This is a genomic window from Methanosphaerula subterraneus (genome assembly GCF_052055875.1).
GTDB lineage: Archaea > Halobacteriota > Methanomicrobia > Methanomicrobiales > Methanospirillaceae > Methanosphaerula > Methanosphaerula subterraneus.
The window spans coordinates 892,262-907,531 of the sequence record NZ_CP170508.1; the positions used below are offsets into that span (position 1 = coordinate 892,262).

The 15,270-nt window shown below is 50.2% G+C and carries 16 protein-coding genes and 1 tRNA gene; 9 read left to right on the forward strand and 8 right to left on the reverse strand.

Going from position 1 to position 15,270, the window contains the following annotated elements:
* The first annotated feature begins 164 nt into the window (after nucleotides 1-164).
* Together ACFKSJ_RS04130 and larE are read left to right on the forward strand one after the other, a co-directional pair.
* Nucleotides 165-485: a transcriptional regulator gene (locus ACFKSJ_RS04130; protein ID WP_440950994.1), complete on the forward strand. Its 321-nt coding sequence runs from the start codon at nucleotides 165-167 to the stop codon at nucleotides 483-485.
* Between the two features lie 58 nt (nucleotides 486-543).
* Nucleotides 544-1,359, forward strand: a complete 816-nt coding sequence (gene larE, locus ACFKSJ_RS04135; protein ID WP_440950995.1) for an ATP-dependent sacrificial sulfur transferase LarE — start codon at nucleotides 544-546, stop codon at nucleotides 1,357-1,359.
* 113 nt (nucleotides 1,360-1,472) lie between these two features.
* Here the strand turns inward: larE and ACFKSJ_RS04140 are convergent.
* Nucleotides 1,473-1,544 (reverse strand) — tRNA-Cys (locus tag ACFKSJ_RS04140).
* A gap of 835 nt (nucleotides 1,545-2,379) precedes the next feature.
* Here ACFKSJ_RS04140 and ACFKSJ_RS04145 point away from each other — a divergent pair.
* The 7 genes from ACFKSJ_RS04145 to ACFKSJ_RS04175 all read left to right on the forward strand — a co-directional run bounded on the left by ACFKSJ_RS04145 (nucleotide 2,380) and on the right by ACFKSJ_RS04175 (nucleotide 10,184).
* Complete coding sequence (locus ACFKSJ_RS04145; protein WP_440950996.1) at nucleotides 2,380-2,898, forward strand: threonyl-tRNA synthetase editing domain-containing protein; 519 nt, start codon at nucleotides 2,380-2,382, stop codon at nucleotides 2,896-2,898.
* Between the two features lie 1,066 nt (nucleotides 2,899-3,964).
* Nucleotides 3,965-5,080: an ABC transporter substrate-binding protein gene (locus ACFKSJ_RS04150; protein WP_440950997.1), complete on the forward strand. Its 1,116-nt coding sequence runs from the start codon at nucleotides 3,965-3,967 to the stop codon at nucleotides 5,078-5,080.
* A gap of 1 nt (nucleotide 5,081) precedes the next feature.
* Nucleotides 5,082-7,142 carry a 2-hydroxyacyl-CoA dehydratase gene (locus ACFKSJ_RS04155; RefSeq protein WP_440950998.1) on the forward strand — a complete coding sequence of 687 codons (2,061 nt, stop codon included), beginning with the start codon at nucleotides 5,082-5,084 and terminating at the stop codon, nucleotides 7,140-7,142.
* Entirely contained in the window at nucleotides 7,105-8,313 is a 1,209-nt protein-coding gene (locus ACFKSJ_RS04160; RefSeq protein ID WP_440950999.1) for a 2-hydroxyacyl-CoA dehydratase, read from the forward strand. The genes ACFKSJ_RS04155 and ACFKSJ_RS04160 overlap by 38 nt, the downstream gene beginning before the upstream one ends.
* An 18-nt stretch (nucleotides 8,314-8,331) precedes the next feature.
* On the forward strand, nucleotides 8,332-9,537 hold the full coding sequence (locus ACFKSJ_RS04165) for a 2-hydroxyacyl-CoA dehydratase (RefSeq protein ID WP_440951000.1): 1,206 nt from the start codon (nucleotides 8,332-8,334) through the stop codon (nucleotides 9,535-9,537).
* A gap of 102 nt (nucleotides 9,538-9,639) precedes the next feature.
* Entirely contained in the window at nucleotides 9,640-9,813 is a 174-nt protein-coding gene (locus ACFKSJ_RS04170) for a hypothetical protein (protein ID WP_440951001.1), read from the forward strand.
* Entirely contained in the window at nucleotides 9,813-10,184 is a 372-nt protein-coding gene (locus ACFKSJ_RS04175; protein WP_440951002.1) for a hypothetical protein, read from the forward strand. Before ACFKSJ_RS04170 ends, ACFKSJ_RS04175 begins: the two co-directional genes overlap by 1 nt.
* A 220-nt stretch (nucleotides 10,185-10,404) precedes the next feature.
* On the opposite strand, the gene ACFKSJ_RS04180 is transcribed toward ACFKSJ_RS04175, so the two are convergent.
* The 7 genes from ACFKSJ_RS04180 to ACFKSJ_RS04210 all read right to left on the reverse strand — a co-directional run bounded on the left by ACFKSJ_RS04180 (nucleotide 10,405) and on the right by ACFKSJ_RS04210 (nucleotide 15,159).
* Nucleotides 10,405-10,638 (reverse strand): sulfurtransferase TusA family protein, encoded by a 234-nt coding sequence (locus ACFKSJ_RS04180; protein ID WP_440951003.1) that lies wholly within the window; start codon nucleotides 10,636-10,638, stop codon nucleotides 10,405-10,407.
* Entirely contained in the window at nucleotides 10,628-11,494 is an 867-nt protein-coding gene (locus ACFKSJ_RS04185; RefSeq protein ID WP_440951004.1) for a 4Fe-4S binding protein, read from the reverse strand. Before ACFKSJ_RS04185 ends, ACFKSJ_RS04180 begins: the two co-directional genes overlap by 11 nt.
* Nucleotides 11,491-11,895 (reverse strand): M67 family metallopeptidase, encoded by a 405-nt coding sequence (locus ACFKSJ_RS04190; RefSeq protein WP_440951005.1) that lies wholly within the window; start codon nucleotides 11,893-11,895, stop codon nucleotides 11,491-11,493. Before ACFKSJ_RS04190 ends, ACFKSJ_RS04185 begins: the two co-directional genes overlap by 4 nt.
* Complete coding sequence (locus tag ACFKSJ_RS04195) at nucleotides 11,892-12,692, reverse strand: HesA/MoeB/ThiF family protein (RefSeq protein WP_440951006.1); 801 nt, start codon at nucleotides 12,690-12,692, stop codon at nucleotides 11,892-11,894. Before ACFKSJ_RS04195 ends, ACFKSJ_RS04190 begins: the two co-directional genes overlap by 4 nt.
* Nucleotides 12,673-13,923: an O-acetylhomoserine aminocarboxypropyltransferase/cysteine synthase family protein gene (locus ACFKSJ_RS04200; protein WP_440951007.1), complete on the reverse strand. Its 1,251-nt coding sequence runs from the start codon at nucleotides 13,921-13,923 to the stop codon at nucleotides 12,673-12,675. The genes ACFKSJ_RS04195 and ACFKSJ_RS04200 overlap by 20 nt, the downstream gene beginning before the upstream one ends.
* Nucleotides 13,920-14,132, reverse strand: a complete 213-nt coding sequence (thiS, locus tag ACFKSJ_RS04205; protein ID WP_440951008.1) for a sulfur carrier protein ThiS — start codon at nucleotides 14,130-14,132, stop codon at nucleotides 13,920-13,922. Before thiS ends, ACFKSJ_RS04200 begins: the two co-directional genes overlap by 4 nt.
* 229 nt (nucleotides 14,133-14,361) lie before the next feature.
* Entirely contained in the window at nucleotides 14,362-15,159 is a 798-nt protein-coding gene (locus ACFKSJ_RS04210; protein WP_440951009.1) for an ABC transporter permease, read from the reverse strand.
* Nucleotides 15,160-15,270: the final 111 nt, after the last annotated feature.

Genomic DNA, 15,270 nt, shown 5'->3' on the forward strand with positions numbered 1-15,270 from the left:
ATTCACAATTGTGAATATAGTAAAACCTATGAGATCTTCCCAAAACTCCCGTTCATTCTTCCGATCAGGGAGTGCGGGTTATTCCATCACGAGAAAGAAGAGTTGTGACCAGATTTTAGGAAAAACTCTGTGACTCACGGTAATAACGAGAACGTTGTGATAGCATGGAAGCACCTTGTCAGAAGATAGTTTGGGATGTCCTGCCGGCAATCCGGGCGGCAATTGCTGTGGAACTCGTCACGTGCGGAGTCTCCCAGGTTGACGCTGCACGCATGCTCGATATTGCACCGTCCGCGGTCTCACAGTACCTTTCCGGCAAACGCGGATACAGGATAGAATTTGAAGACGACGTGAAATCGGCGATCTCCGCACTGGCCCATGACATGATCGACAAAGAACAGATCAGGGTTGTCGACCGAATCTGCGCGATCTGCCGTCAGCTCCGTGAAGGTGAGGGCGGATGTGCCGGCCCAGCCCCAGAATAATGCGGTTCAAACCAGAAATCAGTTTCTTATTTGTTCAAATATGTAATTCCAGTGCCCTATGAATACGAGAGAAAAGATTCAAGCGCTCAAAGAGATCATCGCATCGAAGGGATCTATGCTCATATCCTATTCGGGAGGCGTCGACAGCGCCCTGCTTGCAGTACTCGCAACCGAAGTGTTGGGCAACAACGCCCGGTGTATACTGCTTGACAGCCCGGTCGTCCCGCGTGCTGCGATTGAAGAAGCACAACAGATTGCACAGGAATATCACCTTTTGCTGGAGATCATTCCCGTCTGTGTTATGGATGATGAGCGTTTCAGGAAAAATCCTGCAGAGCGTTGTTACTGGTGCAAAAAAAATTCTGCCGAAGTGCTGAAGGTGCGAAAAAAGGCACTGAACTTTGTCTGCATTGCTGATGGCATCAATGTCTCCGATACAGGTGAACACCGGCCCGGGCTATTGGCGAGCACGGAAGAAGGGATCCTCCACCCGCTATTAGAGGCCGGCATCACCAAGGCAGACATACGGGAGATTGCACAGATCCTGGGGTTGCGGTTCTGGAATAAGCCGTCAGCGGCCTGTCTCTCATCTCGCATTCCCTACGGGGACGAGATCACCCAGAATAAACTGATCATGATCGAGAAGGCCGAAGCCTTCCTGCATACCCATGGGTTCTCTCAATGCAGGGTCAGGATGCACGGGGACATTGCCCGGATCGAAGTTGTAAAGGATAATATTCAAAAATTGTTGGTCATCCAGGAGAGATTGGTGAAGACATTAAAATCGATCGGATTTACCTATGTCACGCTCGATCTCGATGGCTACCGTTCCGGCAGCATGGATGAAGTATTGACGAGAGGAGAAGGGGCATAGGGGGGCAAAGTCTGTTGGATCTGGCACCAGTTAAAAGAATTATTCTCTTTGAGGTCATCCCAAAACTAAACTCATCAGAATTCAAAGGCATCCCTTCCAGCCATTCTTCTGAAAGCCAAGGCCCGGATTCGAACCGGGATGTAGTTGATCTGCAATCAACCGCGTAGCCACTCCGCCACCCTGGCAGGGATTTTCAATCAATGTTCACATCACTGGTTTGAGGCACATCCGTCAATCATCGTGATTCTGACGATCCTCACCATCGTGCTTGCACCTACAACAATCATTACGTTGCAATGCATTTAATGGATAATTTGAAGGCTGGTTTTGCCGGAATACGGAGGATCTCTTCCCTGCAGACAGTGAGTGTCATTCACCGATCACACTCATTTCAAACTCTGCGTCCGTGCAGGATTGGCAGAATGCGATAAATTCCCAGACATTTTCTGACAGAACATCATTGAGTGAACGAGGCACGTATATTTTAATCCGTGGGGATATACCCGGTTTTCTGTCGAGTGTGAGATATGTCTCCCTACAGAGGGAGATGAACGTACAGAAGTTGACCCGTTTCACTATTCGGATATGACCGTTCCCGGTTTTATCAATCCAGATGCGGTAACTCTTGGTATTTCTGAATTCTCTGTCAGGTTGGCTCATAATCCCCAATAATTTTCTTGTGATTCTAATTTCGACAGGTAATATATTAATTCTGTATAATTCGGCAAAATATGCCGGGTTTAGGAAATAAACGAGGATTGAACGGATTTATTATTGATATGAGTATCTATCCTGCCGGCAGGTCACAAGGTATCTCTCAACTCTTCCTCATAACACCGCCATTACACTAATGCATACATCCACGTTGATACAGATTCTCACCTGTCTTCGATAATGATCGCAACGGAACGAACAGGAGATCGTCTGATGATCTCCATCACAGAGGCGCGTACTCATTTTCGTTCACTCATCATGGAGGTGATCCGATCTCTGATGGATGAAGAATAGTGATATATTGCGGTGAAATTTGCCGAAACATTCGATCTTATTGGATGCAAAAACCCATTTCAGATATCTCAACAAAAGATGCCGGCATTATCCCCGACAGATTCAGAGGATCAGGATCACATGAAACTGCTAATGTTCAATACCCATGAGTTCTGGTTCAGGACATTCAAGAATAATCTGAACGAGAATAGCGATGAGAATATTGAGAATACGGTAGAAAATTCCCTTGTCATTTTCATCCATATCGAAGAGAATGACGCAGACAAAAAAGAGCGGATGGTCAAAAAGGCCAGAGATAATATCACCTGGCTCGCAAAAAAGACCGGTCGAAATAAAGTTGTTCTCCATTCGTTTGCCCACCTTTCTGACAGTAAGTCCGAAAGTAATGATGCACATGAAATTTTTCTAGCACTTCAGCAGGCACTCTTGGACCGGGGACTGGATACAACCATGACCCCCTTCGGGTATCTCAACGAGTTCAAAATACAGGTTCTTGGCGATTCACTGGCAAAAGTCTGGAAGTCCCTGTGAAAAAAGATGAACCGTCCGTATCCTTTTTAATTTTCATCATTATAGTTACATTTTCGTTAAACAGGGCAACACGTTCTGAATACTCCGCGGTTATATCAGTGTGTCCTCAACCTTACCCGATGCGTTTTGGAGGAGAATGAACGGCTCTACAGGTTTATAACGATAAATACCTGTTCCGGAATTTCTATTGGGCATGATCGGTTTTATTATCCCGCTGTGTGCACCCAGTCTTGATGCCATATCCACCGAAATTGGACTGATTCGGGGGATGAGGGGAGGGAGGATCTGCTCATTGTCCTTCCTGTCAGATTTCTTGTGGATCATTTCGGTTCACAGGGAATGTACTCCGTGAGTACCTGGATTGGAATGGTATCAATTTTACTTCTCACACTGGCCCGATCTCCCGGGATGCTCTTATGGTTGATAGTATTCTACGGGATTGCCCGGACAATCAGGTCCACGTCACCCAATGCCTTTTTTCATGAATATCAATGTGTTCGGTGTAAAAAAGGGGTTGTTTAAAGGGGCGGTAATCATCGGAGTTTCATTTCCGGCATACAGGTTTTTCTGCGTTTTTCAATTTATCTCGGATTATCCATGGAATTGCAGTGATCCTGATATCCATACGCAGGGCGCTTCAATTCAGTCCATATTGTTTGGGTGGGGTTTCCGGTATCAGGACCACACTACCTTATGCCCGACCACTGGCAATTTTTTGCATTTATTGTCCTGTTCCTGATGATCGCCCAGTACTATCTCTTACAGATAAAAAAACGGGAGGGATCGGGAGAATTTTGTTGAATCTGTGACGGGAATCGACTACATGTGGCAAAAATTACTGATTTCTCTAGAGGTATATGAAACCGGGGCCAATATACGGAGTAATATGACAAGAAAGTGTAACCGGGAATCCCATTTCCCAGAAGCGGATACCCGTCAGAAAGCAGGTACTCCGGCAATTAGAACCGACATACAATCATCAGGAAACAGAGATCCCGGAAACAATCTGGCTGCGTTTCAGGAAAGTCTCTGATTCGTGCCATCTGGAAATACCGGTGAATATACCATGGCAAACAAAACACAAACATTGGCCATTGCAGGAGCGATAATTGTAATTCTCGCAATTGCAGGATACGCATTTCTGGGGCCCCATGGGGAGAGTCAAAACAAGGCCCTATCCGTCTCGTCCAATTCAGTTCAGAATGCTGGAACAACTCAAGTTGCATCCCCTACCCAGGCATCAGGAAATAAGGAAAAGGTCACGATACGTGTGCCCAATGAATCCGGAACCTGGGTGAATCTGGCAACCATTGCCGACGCTAAAGGATTTTTTGAGGAACAGGGAATCACGCTTCAATGGACGGGTAAAATCGGTGGAGGTGGACCGGGACAACTGGCATCGATAGCAGGTGGAAGCAACGACTTCGGGGCTGCTGCAGTTATGGCGATCATCAATGCACAGAATAGCGGTGTCAAGATAAAAGCGATTGCGCCCGAGTATGTCTATGACAATGAATCCAGTGGGAATTGGTACGTCCTCGATAATAGCGGAATCACATCGGCAAAAGACCTGATCGGCAAAAAAATTGCGGTCAACACGCTCAAAGCAAACCAGGAATGGACCATCAGAGAGTACTTGCGGAAATACAATATCCCGATCAGTGCGGTAGAACTGGTGATCGTGGATACCCAAAAGACCGGGAATCCCTATCTTGCAGAACAGGTCCTGCGCTCGGGAGATGTTGCCCTGATATCGGCAACCGAAGTAACAGAGTCTAAATTGCTCCAGACCGGGGGAGTAAAGAAACTCTTCAGTAATTATGATGTCTGGGGGGACAATTCCGGTAACCCAGCATACGTAGTAAGTGATAAATTTGCATCTGAACACCCCGATACCGTAAAGAGTTTCGTCGCTGCTCTTGCCAAAGCAGCTGATTTCACCAATGAAAATCCGGATGAGGCACTCAAAATCATCATCCAATACAACTATCCCGGTATCGATGCCCAGGCTGCAAAAGCCATCAAGGCCCATCACTATCCGGCCCATGCTCTGATCTCAGACTCCCAGGTGAAGAGCTGGATTGCACGGATGGAAACTGAAGGCGATATCAAGCAGGGCTCAATTACGCCTGCGGATGTCTACACGAACGAATACAACCCGTATTACACGAAGGTGAATTAACATGAAAATTGATAGTGTAATCCCCAAAGAACTCGCACAGGATTTAATACCGGCCAGGGTCGTTGGACTGGATATCGGTTCGCGGACGGCAAAAGGAGTAATCATTGCTGATGGCAGTCTCTATACTGCCATCATCCCCACCGGAACGAACATGCAGGAGACGGCAAACGAGCTCATCGACAAACTGCAGAAGACCTCAAAGGTGAAGATCTCTTCACTCGATTATATCGTGGGAACGGGATATGGCAGAATCTCGATGGAATTTGAGAATATCCCCACTCAGATCGTCACGGAAATTTCCTGCCACGCGATGGGTGCTCATTATCTCAACCCCAAAACACGGACGATCATCGATATCGGGGGGCAGGACTGCAAAGCCATCAAGGTGGATACAAAGACCGGCAAAGTCGTGGAGTTCGCCCTTAACGACAAGTGCGCCGCTGGGACCGGACGGTTCCTAGAAAAGGTCGCAGAGCTCCTGAAGATCGAGCTCGATGAACTCGGCGATGTCGCACTGAAATCCACCAAGACCGCAGAGATCAGCAGCCAGTGCGTGGTATTTGCAGAGTCTGAGATCATCTCGCTGAAAGCTAAGGGGGAGAAGAAAGAGGATATTGCAGCCGGCGTTCATCTCGCAACCGCCCGAAGGGTCTTCAACCTGCTCAACCGGGTCGGTATCGAACCGGATATTGTATTCACCGGCGGTGTTTCCAAGAATAAAGGGATGAAGGCGTCCCTGGAATCGCTCTTAAATACACAGTTCATCGACCTGCCCCTTGATGCAATCTATGCAGGGGCGCTTGGAGCAGTCGTATACGGGACGATATTCTTAAAAACCGGCTCTACAGTGGAGAAAACAGAAAATGCTACAACCGTAGACCTGACAGAGTTCAACAATAAAATCCAGGCGCAACAGGATCTCCTGAGTGCAAAAAAAAACGAGGGCAAACGGGTAGGGTACCTATGTAATTATACCCCGCTGGAACTGCTGAACGCGGCCGGCGTAACCCCGGTCCGCCTGTTCCATATCGGCGATCCAAAAACCGTGTCAAGTGGAGAGATCCATACGCAGAGTGTCTTCTGTGACTTCACCAAGAGCGTGCTCGGAGCCTTCCGGGAGAAGGACCCGCTGGTCTCCTCGCTTGACAAGGTGTACATGTTCTACACCTGCGATTGCATGAAGAAGGTCGGCGAGGCAATCAACGAGTATTATGTTCCAACGAATATCTACTGCCTCCCCCGGGTGATGCACAACGAGACGAGCAGGGATTTCTACCGCACGGAACTCAAGAACCTAAAAACCGATCTCGAGGAGCTTTCCGGAAAAACCATCACGGACAAGGACCTGAAGGGACAGATCAAGCTGAGTAATGCCATCAGGACACAACTGACGAAGATCTCCGATCTGCGCAAGCGTGCAAACCCTCCGCTGAACGGAGGAGATTTCCTCGATCTCGTTCGCGGGTATTACTACCTGCCCCACAAAGAGCTCCTCAAACTCTACAAAGGGATCTACGACAAACTTGTCGCAGTTCCTGATGACGGCCAGCGAAAACTCCGGCTCATGATGGCCGGTGGAATTGTTGCCGACGGTGATCGGAGGCTGCTCGATCTCATCGAGAAGGATATCGGGGCACGGGTGGTGGTTGAAGATCACTGCACAGGACTTCGCCCGTTCTTAAAACAGATCGATACCGGCGGGGATTCCCTGGCAGCACTTGCAGAAGGATACCTTGAACAGGCGCCATGCACCCGCATGAAACCCCTCGAAGAGCGGGTAGCCTTTGCAGGGAATCTTGCCGAGGAATACCAGGTGGACGGGGTTGTCTACGCCTACCTGAAATTCTGCCCGAACTACGGGATGACCAAGAACCTCTTCCTCAAGGAGTTCCAGAAGAGGGGCATTCCGGTACTTGAGATCCCTATCGACTACTCGATCAGCGATCTGGGGCAACTGAAGACACGTGTTGAAGCGTTTGTCGAAGTGCTCAATGAACGGGATAATATCAGGGAGGAACTCAAGGATGGCAAAGAAAGTCGAGGAGTTCAGCTCGCAGCTTGAGTATATCAGATACAGCAAGGAAGAGGAGCACACGTACTCGGAAGGAGTCTCCCGGCTCTTCGACCTTGCAACAAGTTATGTCTACGATGCGGAAAAATCTCACAAGAACGGGGGGAAACGGGCAGTCTGGACCGGGGCCATCTGGGAGGCCCCCTACATTTATGCCTGCGATTATATCCCGGTCTCCTACACAGAACTGGGACGATTGGGAAGCCATGACGTGGTCAGGGTAGCCGAGAACCATTTTCAACTTCCGGCGGAGACCTGCTCAATGGTCAAGGCGGTCCTCGGGGAACTGTATCTCAGAAAAGGCGGAATCGATAAGATCATTGGATCCAGTGCAAACTGTGAACCATTCAACCTTGCCTGGGAGACTCTGAAGAACGAGGGATACAAGGTCCATTATATCGACACCACCTATCGTTCACCCCGCTGTACCCAGAATGAATATGAAGACCTGGTGAAGTTTCTGATGGCACAGGTTCAGTTGTCTGCGAAATGGCTCACCGGTAACGAAATCGATGAGCAGAAACTGGGTTTCGAACTGAAACGCAGAAACGAGGCCATCCAAAAAGTGCGCAGGGTTATGGAACTCCGGTTAAAGTCCCCGCTCTACATGCGCAGTCTTCCTACGATGTTCATGCTGATGGGTTCGGGCCATTACTTTGGGAAACCTGAAGAGTACCTCGCTATGCTGGACACCCTGATCGTGGAACTGGAGAGAGAGGCGATGAAGACGCATACCGAGAAGTTCGTGCCGCTGGTCTGGTCCGGCGGGCGCGGGCAGGAATTCGGAGTATACAAGGCCATCGATGATGCCAACGGGGCAATTCTCGGCTGGGTGATTCCCACACCCTACGCACGGGATTATAATGAGGAATTACCGCCTCTGGAATCCCTGGCACGTTATCTCCTCGACGGGCAGGCGGCGGGATCGACAACGCATCGGATCAAAGCTGTCACGGACCAGGTGAAGAGAGTCAACGCACGCGGGATTGTATTCTATGGCTATGTCGGCTGTTCCCAGAGCGGGATCGGGCGTGAGATGCAGCGGCAGCATTTCAAGGAGATTGGAGTACCGGGCATCACCCTCGAAGGCAGTTTCCAGGTTGGAGCTCCTTCAGGACAACTGCTCACAAGGGTCAGGGCATTTACGGAAATGCTCGCATAACCAGAGGTGAAATCAACAATGGTAAAAACAGTAACCGAACTCAAATCGCAACTCGAGTACATCAAGTACAGCAAGGAGGAAGAGCATCAGTATTCGGAAGGGGTATCCGAGCTCTTCGACCTCGCAACGAGTTACGTCTATGATGCAGAGAAATCCCACACGAACGGCAAGAAAGCAGTCTGGACCGCAGCCATGTGGGAGGCACCGTTCATCTACGCGGCCGACCATATCCCGGTCTCGTACACCGAACTTGGACGACTGGGAAGTCACGAGGTTGTCAGGACCGCAGAGAACCAGTTCCAGCTCCCGGCTGAGACCTGCTCGATGGTCAAGGCAGTCCTCGGCGAACTCTCCCTGCGGAAGGACAAGATCAACCTGATCCTCGGCAACAGTGGAAACTGCGAGCCGTTCAACCTGGCATGGGAGATTTTAAAGAACGAAGGCTACGATGTCCACTACATCGACACCACCTACAGATCCCCCAACTGCACTCCGGTCGAGTATGAGGAACTGGTACAGCACCTGATGAACCAGATCAGCCTCGCAACGAAGTGGTTGTCCGGCAATGACATCGACGAGAAGAAACTCAGTTTCGAGATAAAACGCCGGAACGAGGCAATGCGGAAGGTGCGCAGGGTTATGGAACTTCGCCTGAAGTCCCCGCTCTACATGCGCAGCCTTCCGACGATGTTCATGCTGATGGGCTCGGGCCATTACTTCGGGAAACCCGAACAGTATATCCACATGCTCGATTCGCTCATCGAAGAACTTGAGAAAGAGGCGAAGGTTGCGCACAACGAACCGTTCGTTCCACTCGTATGGGCAGGAGGGCGTGGGCAGGAATTCGGGGTGTACAAGGCGATCGATGATGCCAACGGGGCAATCCTCGGTTGGGTGATCCCGACGCCGTTTGCACGGGATTACAACGAAAATCTCCCACCGCTCGAATCGGTTGCTCGGTACTTCCTTGATGGTCAGACTGCAGGGTCGAATCGGTTCCAGAACGAAGCAGTCAAGAACCAGGTCAACAAAGTGAATGCCCGTGGGATCGTATTCTACGGTTACGTCGGCTGTTCATTCAGCGGCATCCAGCGGGAGATGCAACGGCAGCATTTCAAGGATCTCGGATTCCCTTCGATCACCCTTGAGGGAAGTTTCCAGGTGGGTCCACCATCAGGCCAGCTTCTGACAAGGGTGCGGGCGTTCACCGAGATGCTCGCGTAATCCAAGGAGAGACTTGGGTAAAGGCTACCCAGAATCTCCATTTTTGATCTTGCTCCCATTTACTTCTATGATGCCGAGAAGGCCCACAGGACCGGCCGTAATGTGACATGGACGGGGGCCATCTGGGAGGTCCCCTACAATTATGCCTGTTACTACATCCCGGTCGCCATCTCGGAGTTGGGGAGCCGTGACGTCGTCACGACGGCAGAGAATCATTTCCAGCCCGCGGTTGGGACCTGTTCGATGGTCAAGGCCGTCCTCGGCGAACTATATTAATGAAAGACGGTATCAACCGCATTATTGGTACGAGTGGAGGATGCGAACCGATTAACCTCGCTCTGGAACTTCTTCGAGGGGAAGGATATGAGATCCATTACATCGATACCGCCTACCGTTCACCCCACTGTACATCAGTGGAGTACGACGATCTTCTGAAGTACCTGATGAACCAGATCCAGATCTCTGCCCGGGGGCTTACCGGGGATGGGATCGACGGGACGATACTCCGCTTCGAGATCTGCCGTCGGAACGCCGCTCTGCAGAAAGTCCAGGGTCATGGAACTTCGCCTGAAATCCCCACTCTACATGCGCAGCCTTGCCACGATGTTGATACTGATGGGTTCCGGCCATTACTTCGGAAAACCTGACGAGTACATGGCGATGTTCGACACCCTCATCGACGACGCTAATGATGCAATCCTCATATAGGTCATTCCTACACCCTGTGAACGGGACTATAACGAGCACCTGCCCCCCTTGAATCCCAGTCCAGACATTCATTCCGGAATTTCTGGATCTAAATAGTACCTCTACCTCTCCTGATAATATCCAGAAAATTGAAAAAAGAAGAAAAAGTGATCCAGTGTATTATCCCTTCCTGATGATAACCCGGAACGTTTCTCCCAATGGTTCCACCCTGATTACAGTATGTCCCTCCTCTTTCACGCTCCGCGGGACATTCAGCATGGCATTACCTTCGTCAAGGATGACCTCCAGCAACTCGCCCTCTTCCAGTTCCTCTAACGCAAGTTTTGTCTTGACAAAGTTGATAGGACAGGAGACCCCGTGCAGGTCAATCCTCTTTTTTACCTCATTCGTCATATAAAATCTCATTAAATACGTTCTCTACCCCAATACGGTCGATCATATGCCCGAAACGTTCCTTCTTTCGCCCATGATTCCGATAATACGTGATGGATCGTTCAATGAGATCATAGAGCTGCTCTCTGGATTCGATAAGACCGCCCAATCTGCCGGCAAATCGGGGAATTTTCCCCATGGTTCCGCCAATCCAGAGAATATACCCCTTCTGAACAACCGTCCATGCCCCGGCAGGGCAGATGGACGTACAGATACTGCAGTTGATGCACCGGGATGAATCGAGGAGATACTGGTTATTTTCCTGAATTATTGCGGATGTTGGACAGATATTGACGCACAGCCCGCATCCATTGCATGCAGATTCAGACCACCTGGGAATGATCCCTCCCATGACCCCGATATCATTCTCTGTTGCTTTGGCGCAGTTATGGGGACAGCCGGTAACCGCCATTTTGAATTTATGGGGGGTTTCTTCCCGGAAATACGTGCGATCAAGGTAGTCAGCGATCTCCTTGGTATCGATGATGCCCCATCGGCAGGTCTGTGAACCGGGGCAGCCGGTTATGATCCTGACGCGGGGGCCGCACGCCCCCATCGTCACTCCGAAGGTCTCCAGTTCCTTCCGCGCCGTTTCGAGGTCAGAATGATGGACAAAATGTATCTCGATCCCCTGACGGGTGGAGATGTGGAGCTTGCCCCTCCCAAACTTCTCTGCAACCCCGGCGATACCCATCATCTGTACTGAAGTCAGATCACCTGCCACGGCGTGAAGCCGAAGGGCAAAATATTCCTTCTGTTTCTGCTGGATCATGCCGGTCTTCTTCAAGGCGGCCAGATCGAAATCCTCCTGTGTCATGGTTCACTCTCCTGAATTACGAGGGATACCTTCTCGACAGTATCCTGCCGGATATGAAATCCGTTCAGAGTTATTGTTCCATTCACGAGCGAGACGATGACATACAGGAGCGTCGGATCATAGGCGAGCCGGACATCCTCGGAGGATGGGTTCGCAGGTGATGAGGGATGGCTGTGATAAATCCCGACCAGGTCCAGCCCGTCCCGCCGTGCAGCTTTCCGGACATCAAACTGCTCCTGAGGATCAAACGAGAAATGATCCGTGCTCCGGTCGATATTGGTCATTGGGTAGTGTCGTGTAATACGTCCCACTTCACCTGCAAGGTACCCACATGCTTCAACCGGGGCGTCCTGCTCCGCGTGAGCAACAATATACTTAACGATATCCGGATGCAGGATCATTTCCTCACCTCGCATACCCGTTGTTCATAATCGATGAGTGAATGAATGCTGGGATGTTCACCGCATACCGGGCATGCAGGATTCTTCCTGATCTGAACTTCTCGAAAACTCATCGGCAGTGCATCGAAGATGAGGAGACGGTTTGTGAGCAGGTCCCCTATCCCAAGGAGGTATTTGAGTGCCTCAACAGCCTGAAGAGTGCCCATGACTCCTGCCATACTCCCCAGGACCCCGGCTTCACTGCAATTCGGGACAGCTCCCGCCGGAGGTGGGGCAGAAAAAATGCACCGGTAGCAGGCACCTGTTCCCGGCGTCACCGTGGTCATCTGCCCGTTAAAATGGAGAATCCCGGCATGAGAAAATGGCTTTCCAAGCAGGACACAGGCGTCATTGATCAGGAACTTTGCCGCAAAATTATCTGTTCCATCGATGATGAAATCATATCCGGATATGATCTCCTGAATGTTTGAAGCATGTACCATCTCCTTATGGAGGATCACCGAAATATCGGGATTGAGACGATTGATCTTCTCCTGAGCCGATTCAGCTTTCAAATCACCTACATTGTGGGTGTCATGAATAATCTGACGCTGCAGATTACTCAAATCCACGCGGTCACCATCTGCGATGCCGATAGTACCGACACCCGCCGCTGCGAGATAGAGAGCGGCCGGCGAGCCAAGACCCCCGGCGCCGATGATAAGTACCTTTGACCGGAGGAGTTTTTCCTGGCCTTTTCCGCCGACTTCCTTCAGGATTATATTTCTACTGTACCGTTCAATCTGTTCTTCTTTCATATCCTACCAATGCCTGCCTGATATCGGCGATGATGTCATCTGTATCTTCAATTCCCAGCGAGAGACGGATGAGCCTGGTATTCACACCAAAGGCGTCCAGTTCATCCTGATCAAATCCAGTATAGAGTGTTGATGCAGGATGCAGTGCCAGGGTTTTGTTATCTCCAAGGTTCGATGCTCTTCGTATGAGTGCCAGGTTATTCAGAAAACTGAAACAGGCAGCATTGTCCGAAAGCTCGAAGGACAATACGCCCCCACCCTTCCCGTTGAATTGCCTCTTCGCGAGTTCGTGGAAAGGGGAAGAAGCGAGACCTGAATAGTTCACAGATGTGACTGAACCGTGAGTTTCCAGGAATTCGGCAACTGCCTGGGCATTCTGGCACACTTTATCCATACGCAGGGCAAGCGTCTCCAGCCCCAGACTCTGGAGGTACGCATCATGAGGAGACAGGCAGCTCCCGAGTTCCCGATAGACTTCTCTTCTCAGTCGAGCGATGAAGGCCATCTCATTAAACCGGTGATACTCTTTGAGTGAGGGAACGACTCTCCAGTCAAAGTTGCCGAGATCGACGATTGCCCCTCCAAGGCTGGTTGCACCACCCGAGATGTACTTTGTCGTAGAATGGACAACGATGTTCACCCCGAACTGTCTGGCCTGAAATAGGTACGGTGTCGTAACCGTGCTGTCAGCGATGACAACGACATGATGCTTACGAGCGATCAGGGAAATGCCGGCAAAATCGGGGACAATCGTGCAGGGATTGGAGATAGTTTCAAGGAACAGTGCACGGGTTCGCTCATCGACAGCCGATTCCACGGCCTCAAGATCCTGAATATCAACATAACGTACCTCTATACCTAATGGTCGAAGCACATTCCCAAACAGGGAATGTGACCCTCCAAACAGGGATGACGCAGCAATGATATTGTCGCCTGCAGTAACGAGGTTGAGCAGTGCCGTCGAAATCGCCGCCATTCCGGAAGATACGGCAACAGTCGACAAACCCCCTTCAAGGGCGGTAATTTTTCTTTCAAATGCCTCGACGGTTGGATTCGCGATGCGGGAATAGGAATACGCAGCTCTTCTGCCGGAAAAGGTATCCGCCATTGCTTCCGCAGTCTCGAAATCATATGCTACTCCGGCATAGATGGGGAATTGCAGGGCGCGATGAGCATCCGGTTCTGCAGCAACCTGGTGAATGGCAGTTGTAGTGAAACCCCGACCATTCATAGGCTGCGACCACCACCCATAAAAAATATAAATTCAATGACATCATTCTCTCGCACACTCACAGTCTGGATGTCTTTTTTTGCCAGGATCGTTCCATTGAGTTCGACGGAAACCATATCCGGTGTTTTCACACCTCGTACAAGGAGGAGTTCCCGGATGGTCGATTCACCCTCTACCTCTTCCGGTTTTCCGTTGATGATAAGTTTCATACGCAATTCGTTCTCCGTTGTAATTCTGATTGAATTTTTTTTGTTGGTCGGCTACCCCTCAACCCTGAATACCGATCGTCGTCATACCCACGACCGGAAAAGGCCAACGATCCCGGTATCGCATTCCACGAACCGGAATGAGATCGTGAAAGTCCCGTGATATCTCCGATTAAGAGGGATAAGACGGAAGAGACAACTCCCGTCCATCAACCCATGATCTATCTGCGCATCATTCGCGAATCACTGCTTCTTTCCATTTTGTTGCCCGCGATTCGAGATTGAGGAGAATGTAATTCACCGTTATACCAAGCAGGGCGAGAGTGATGATTCCCACATACATGTTTTTAATATTGAAACTGTATTCAGCAGACAGGATGAGGTATCCCAGACCTGCTGACGCACCGATCATCTCCGCCGCAATCAGGATCAGGATCGAGTGAGTTGCGCTCAATCGCATTCCGGTGAATATCGAGGGGACTGCAGAGGGAAGGATTACCTTGCTGAAGAGCATGGTGTTGGATGCGCTCATCGATCGGGCAGATTTGATCAATATGGGATCAACGCTCTTCACTCCATTGATCGTGTTCAGTAATGTTGCCCACAATGACCCCCAGAATATGATGGCGATCTTGGATTCCTCACCTATCCCGAGAAACAGGATGAAGATAGGAAGCAGAGCAAGCGACGGTACATTCCGTAGCGTCTGGACGAGGGGATCGGTGAATCGCTCGAACCATTTGAACCATCCCATCATGAGACCCAGCGGGATCGAAACGAGCATGGCCAGGCCGAAACCCAGTGCAGCCCGCTGAAGACTCACCGCTGTTTGTTTGACGAGTTCTCCAGATAATAACAGGTTTACAAACGCTACTGCTACCTCGGAGAATGGGGGCAGAAATGAACTATCCACGATTCCAGTCCTTGAAATTGTCTCCCAGAGGAGGAGGAATGCGAGAATTGCCCCAATCCGGTTTGCGAGGTTGCGCAGCAGAGTGTACGCTTGTGATGATTTGTCCAGGGTCGGCATGAGGGTCTTCCTTCTCGTGTAATGATCAGTCATATGATTCGGGGCATGGGGGGTCATCTTCGAAACAGGTCTTGTATGGTTGTGGGATTGCATCCATTCGATTTATCGCAG

Bases quoted from the DNA above. Each gene is read 5' to 3' on its own strand.
- ACFKSJ_RS04130 (WP_440950994.1), top strand. From the start codon at position 165: ATGGAAGCACCTTGTCAGAAGATAGTTTGGGATGTCCTGCCGGCAATC.
- larE (WP_440950995.1), top strand. From the start codon at position 544: ATGAATACGAGAGAAAAGATTCAAGCGCTCAAAGAGATCATCGCATCG.
- ACFKSJ_RS04150 (WP_440950997.1), top strand. From the start codon at position 3,965: ATGGCAAACAAAACACAAACATTGGCCATTGCAGGAGCGATAATTGTA.
- ACFKSJ_RS04155 (WP_440950998.1), top strand. From the start codon at position 5,082: ATGAAAATTGATAGTGTAATCCCCAAAGAACTCGCACAGGATTTAATA.
- ACFKSJ_RS04160 (WP_440950999.1), top strand. From the start codon at position 7,105: ATGGCAAAGAAAGTCGAGGAGTTCAGCTCGCAGCTTGAGTATATCAGA.
- ACFKSJ_RS04165 (WP_440951000.1), top strand. From the start codon at position 8,332: ATGGTAAAAACAGTAACCGAACTCAAATCGCAACTCGAGTACATCAAG.
- ACFKSJ_RS04175 (WP_440951002.1), top strand. From the start codon at position 9,813: ATGAAAGACGGTATCAACCGCATTATTGGTACGAGTGGAGGATGCGAA.
- ACFKSJ_RS04180 (WP_440951003.1), bottom strand. From the start codon at position 10,638: ATGACGAATGAGGTAAAAAAGAGGATTGACCTGCACGGGGTCTCCTGT.
- ACFKSJ_RS04185 (WP_440951004.1), bottom strand. From the start codon at position 11,494: ATGACACAGGAGGATTTCGATCTGGCCGCCTTGAAGAAGACCGGCATG.
- ACFKSJ_RS04190 (WP_440951005.1), bottom strand. From the start codon at position 11,895: ATGATCCTGCATCCGGATATCGTTAAGTATATTGTTGCTCACGCGGAG.
- ACFKSJ_RS04195 (WP_440951006.1), bottom strand. From the start codon at position 12,692: ATGAAAGAAGAACAGATTGAACGGTACAGTAGAAATATAATCCTGAAG.
- ACFKSJ_RS04200 (WP_440951007.1), bottom strand. From the start codon at position 13,923: ATGAATGGTCGGGGTTTCACTACAACTGCCATTCACCAGGTTGCTGCA.
- thiS (WP_440951008.1), bottom strand. From the start codon at position 14,132: ATGAAACTTATCATCAACGGAAAACCGGAAGAGGTAGAGGGTGAATCG.
- ACFKSJ_RS04210 (WP_440951009.1), bottom strand. From the start codon at position 15,159: ATGCCGACCCTGGACAAATCATCACAAGCGTACACTCTGCTGCGCAAC.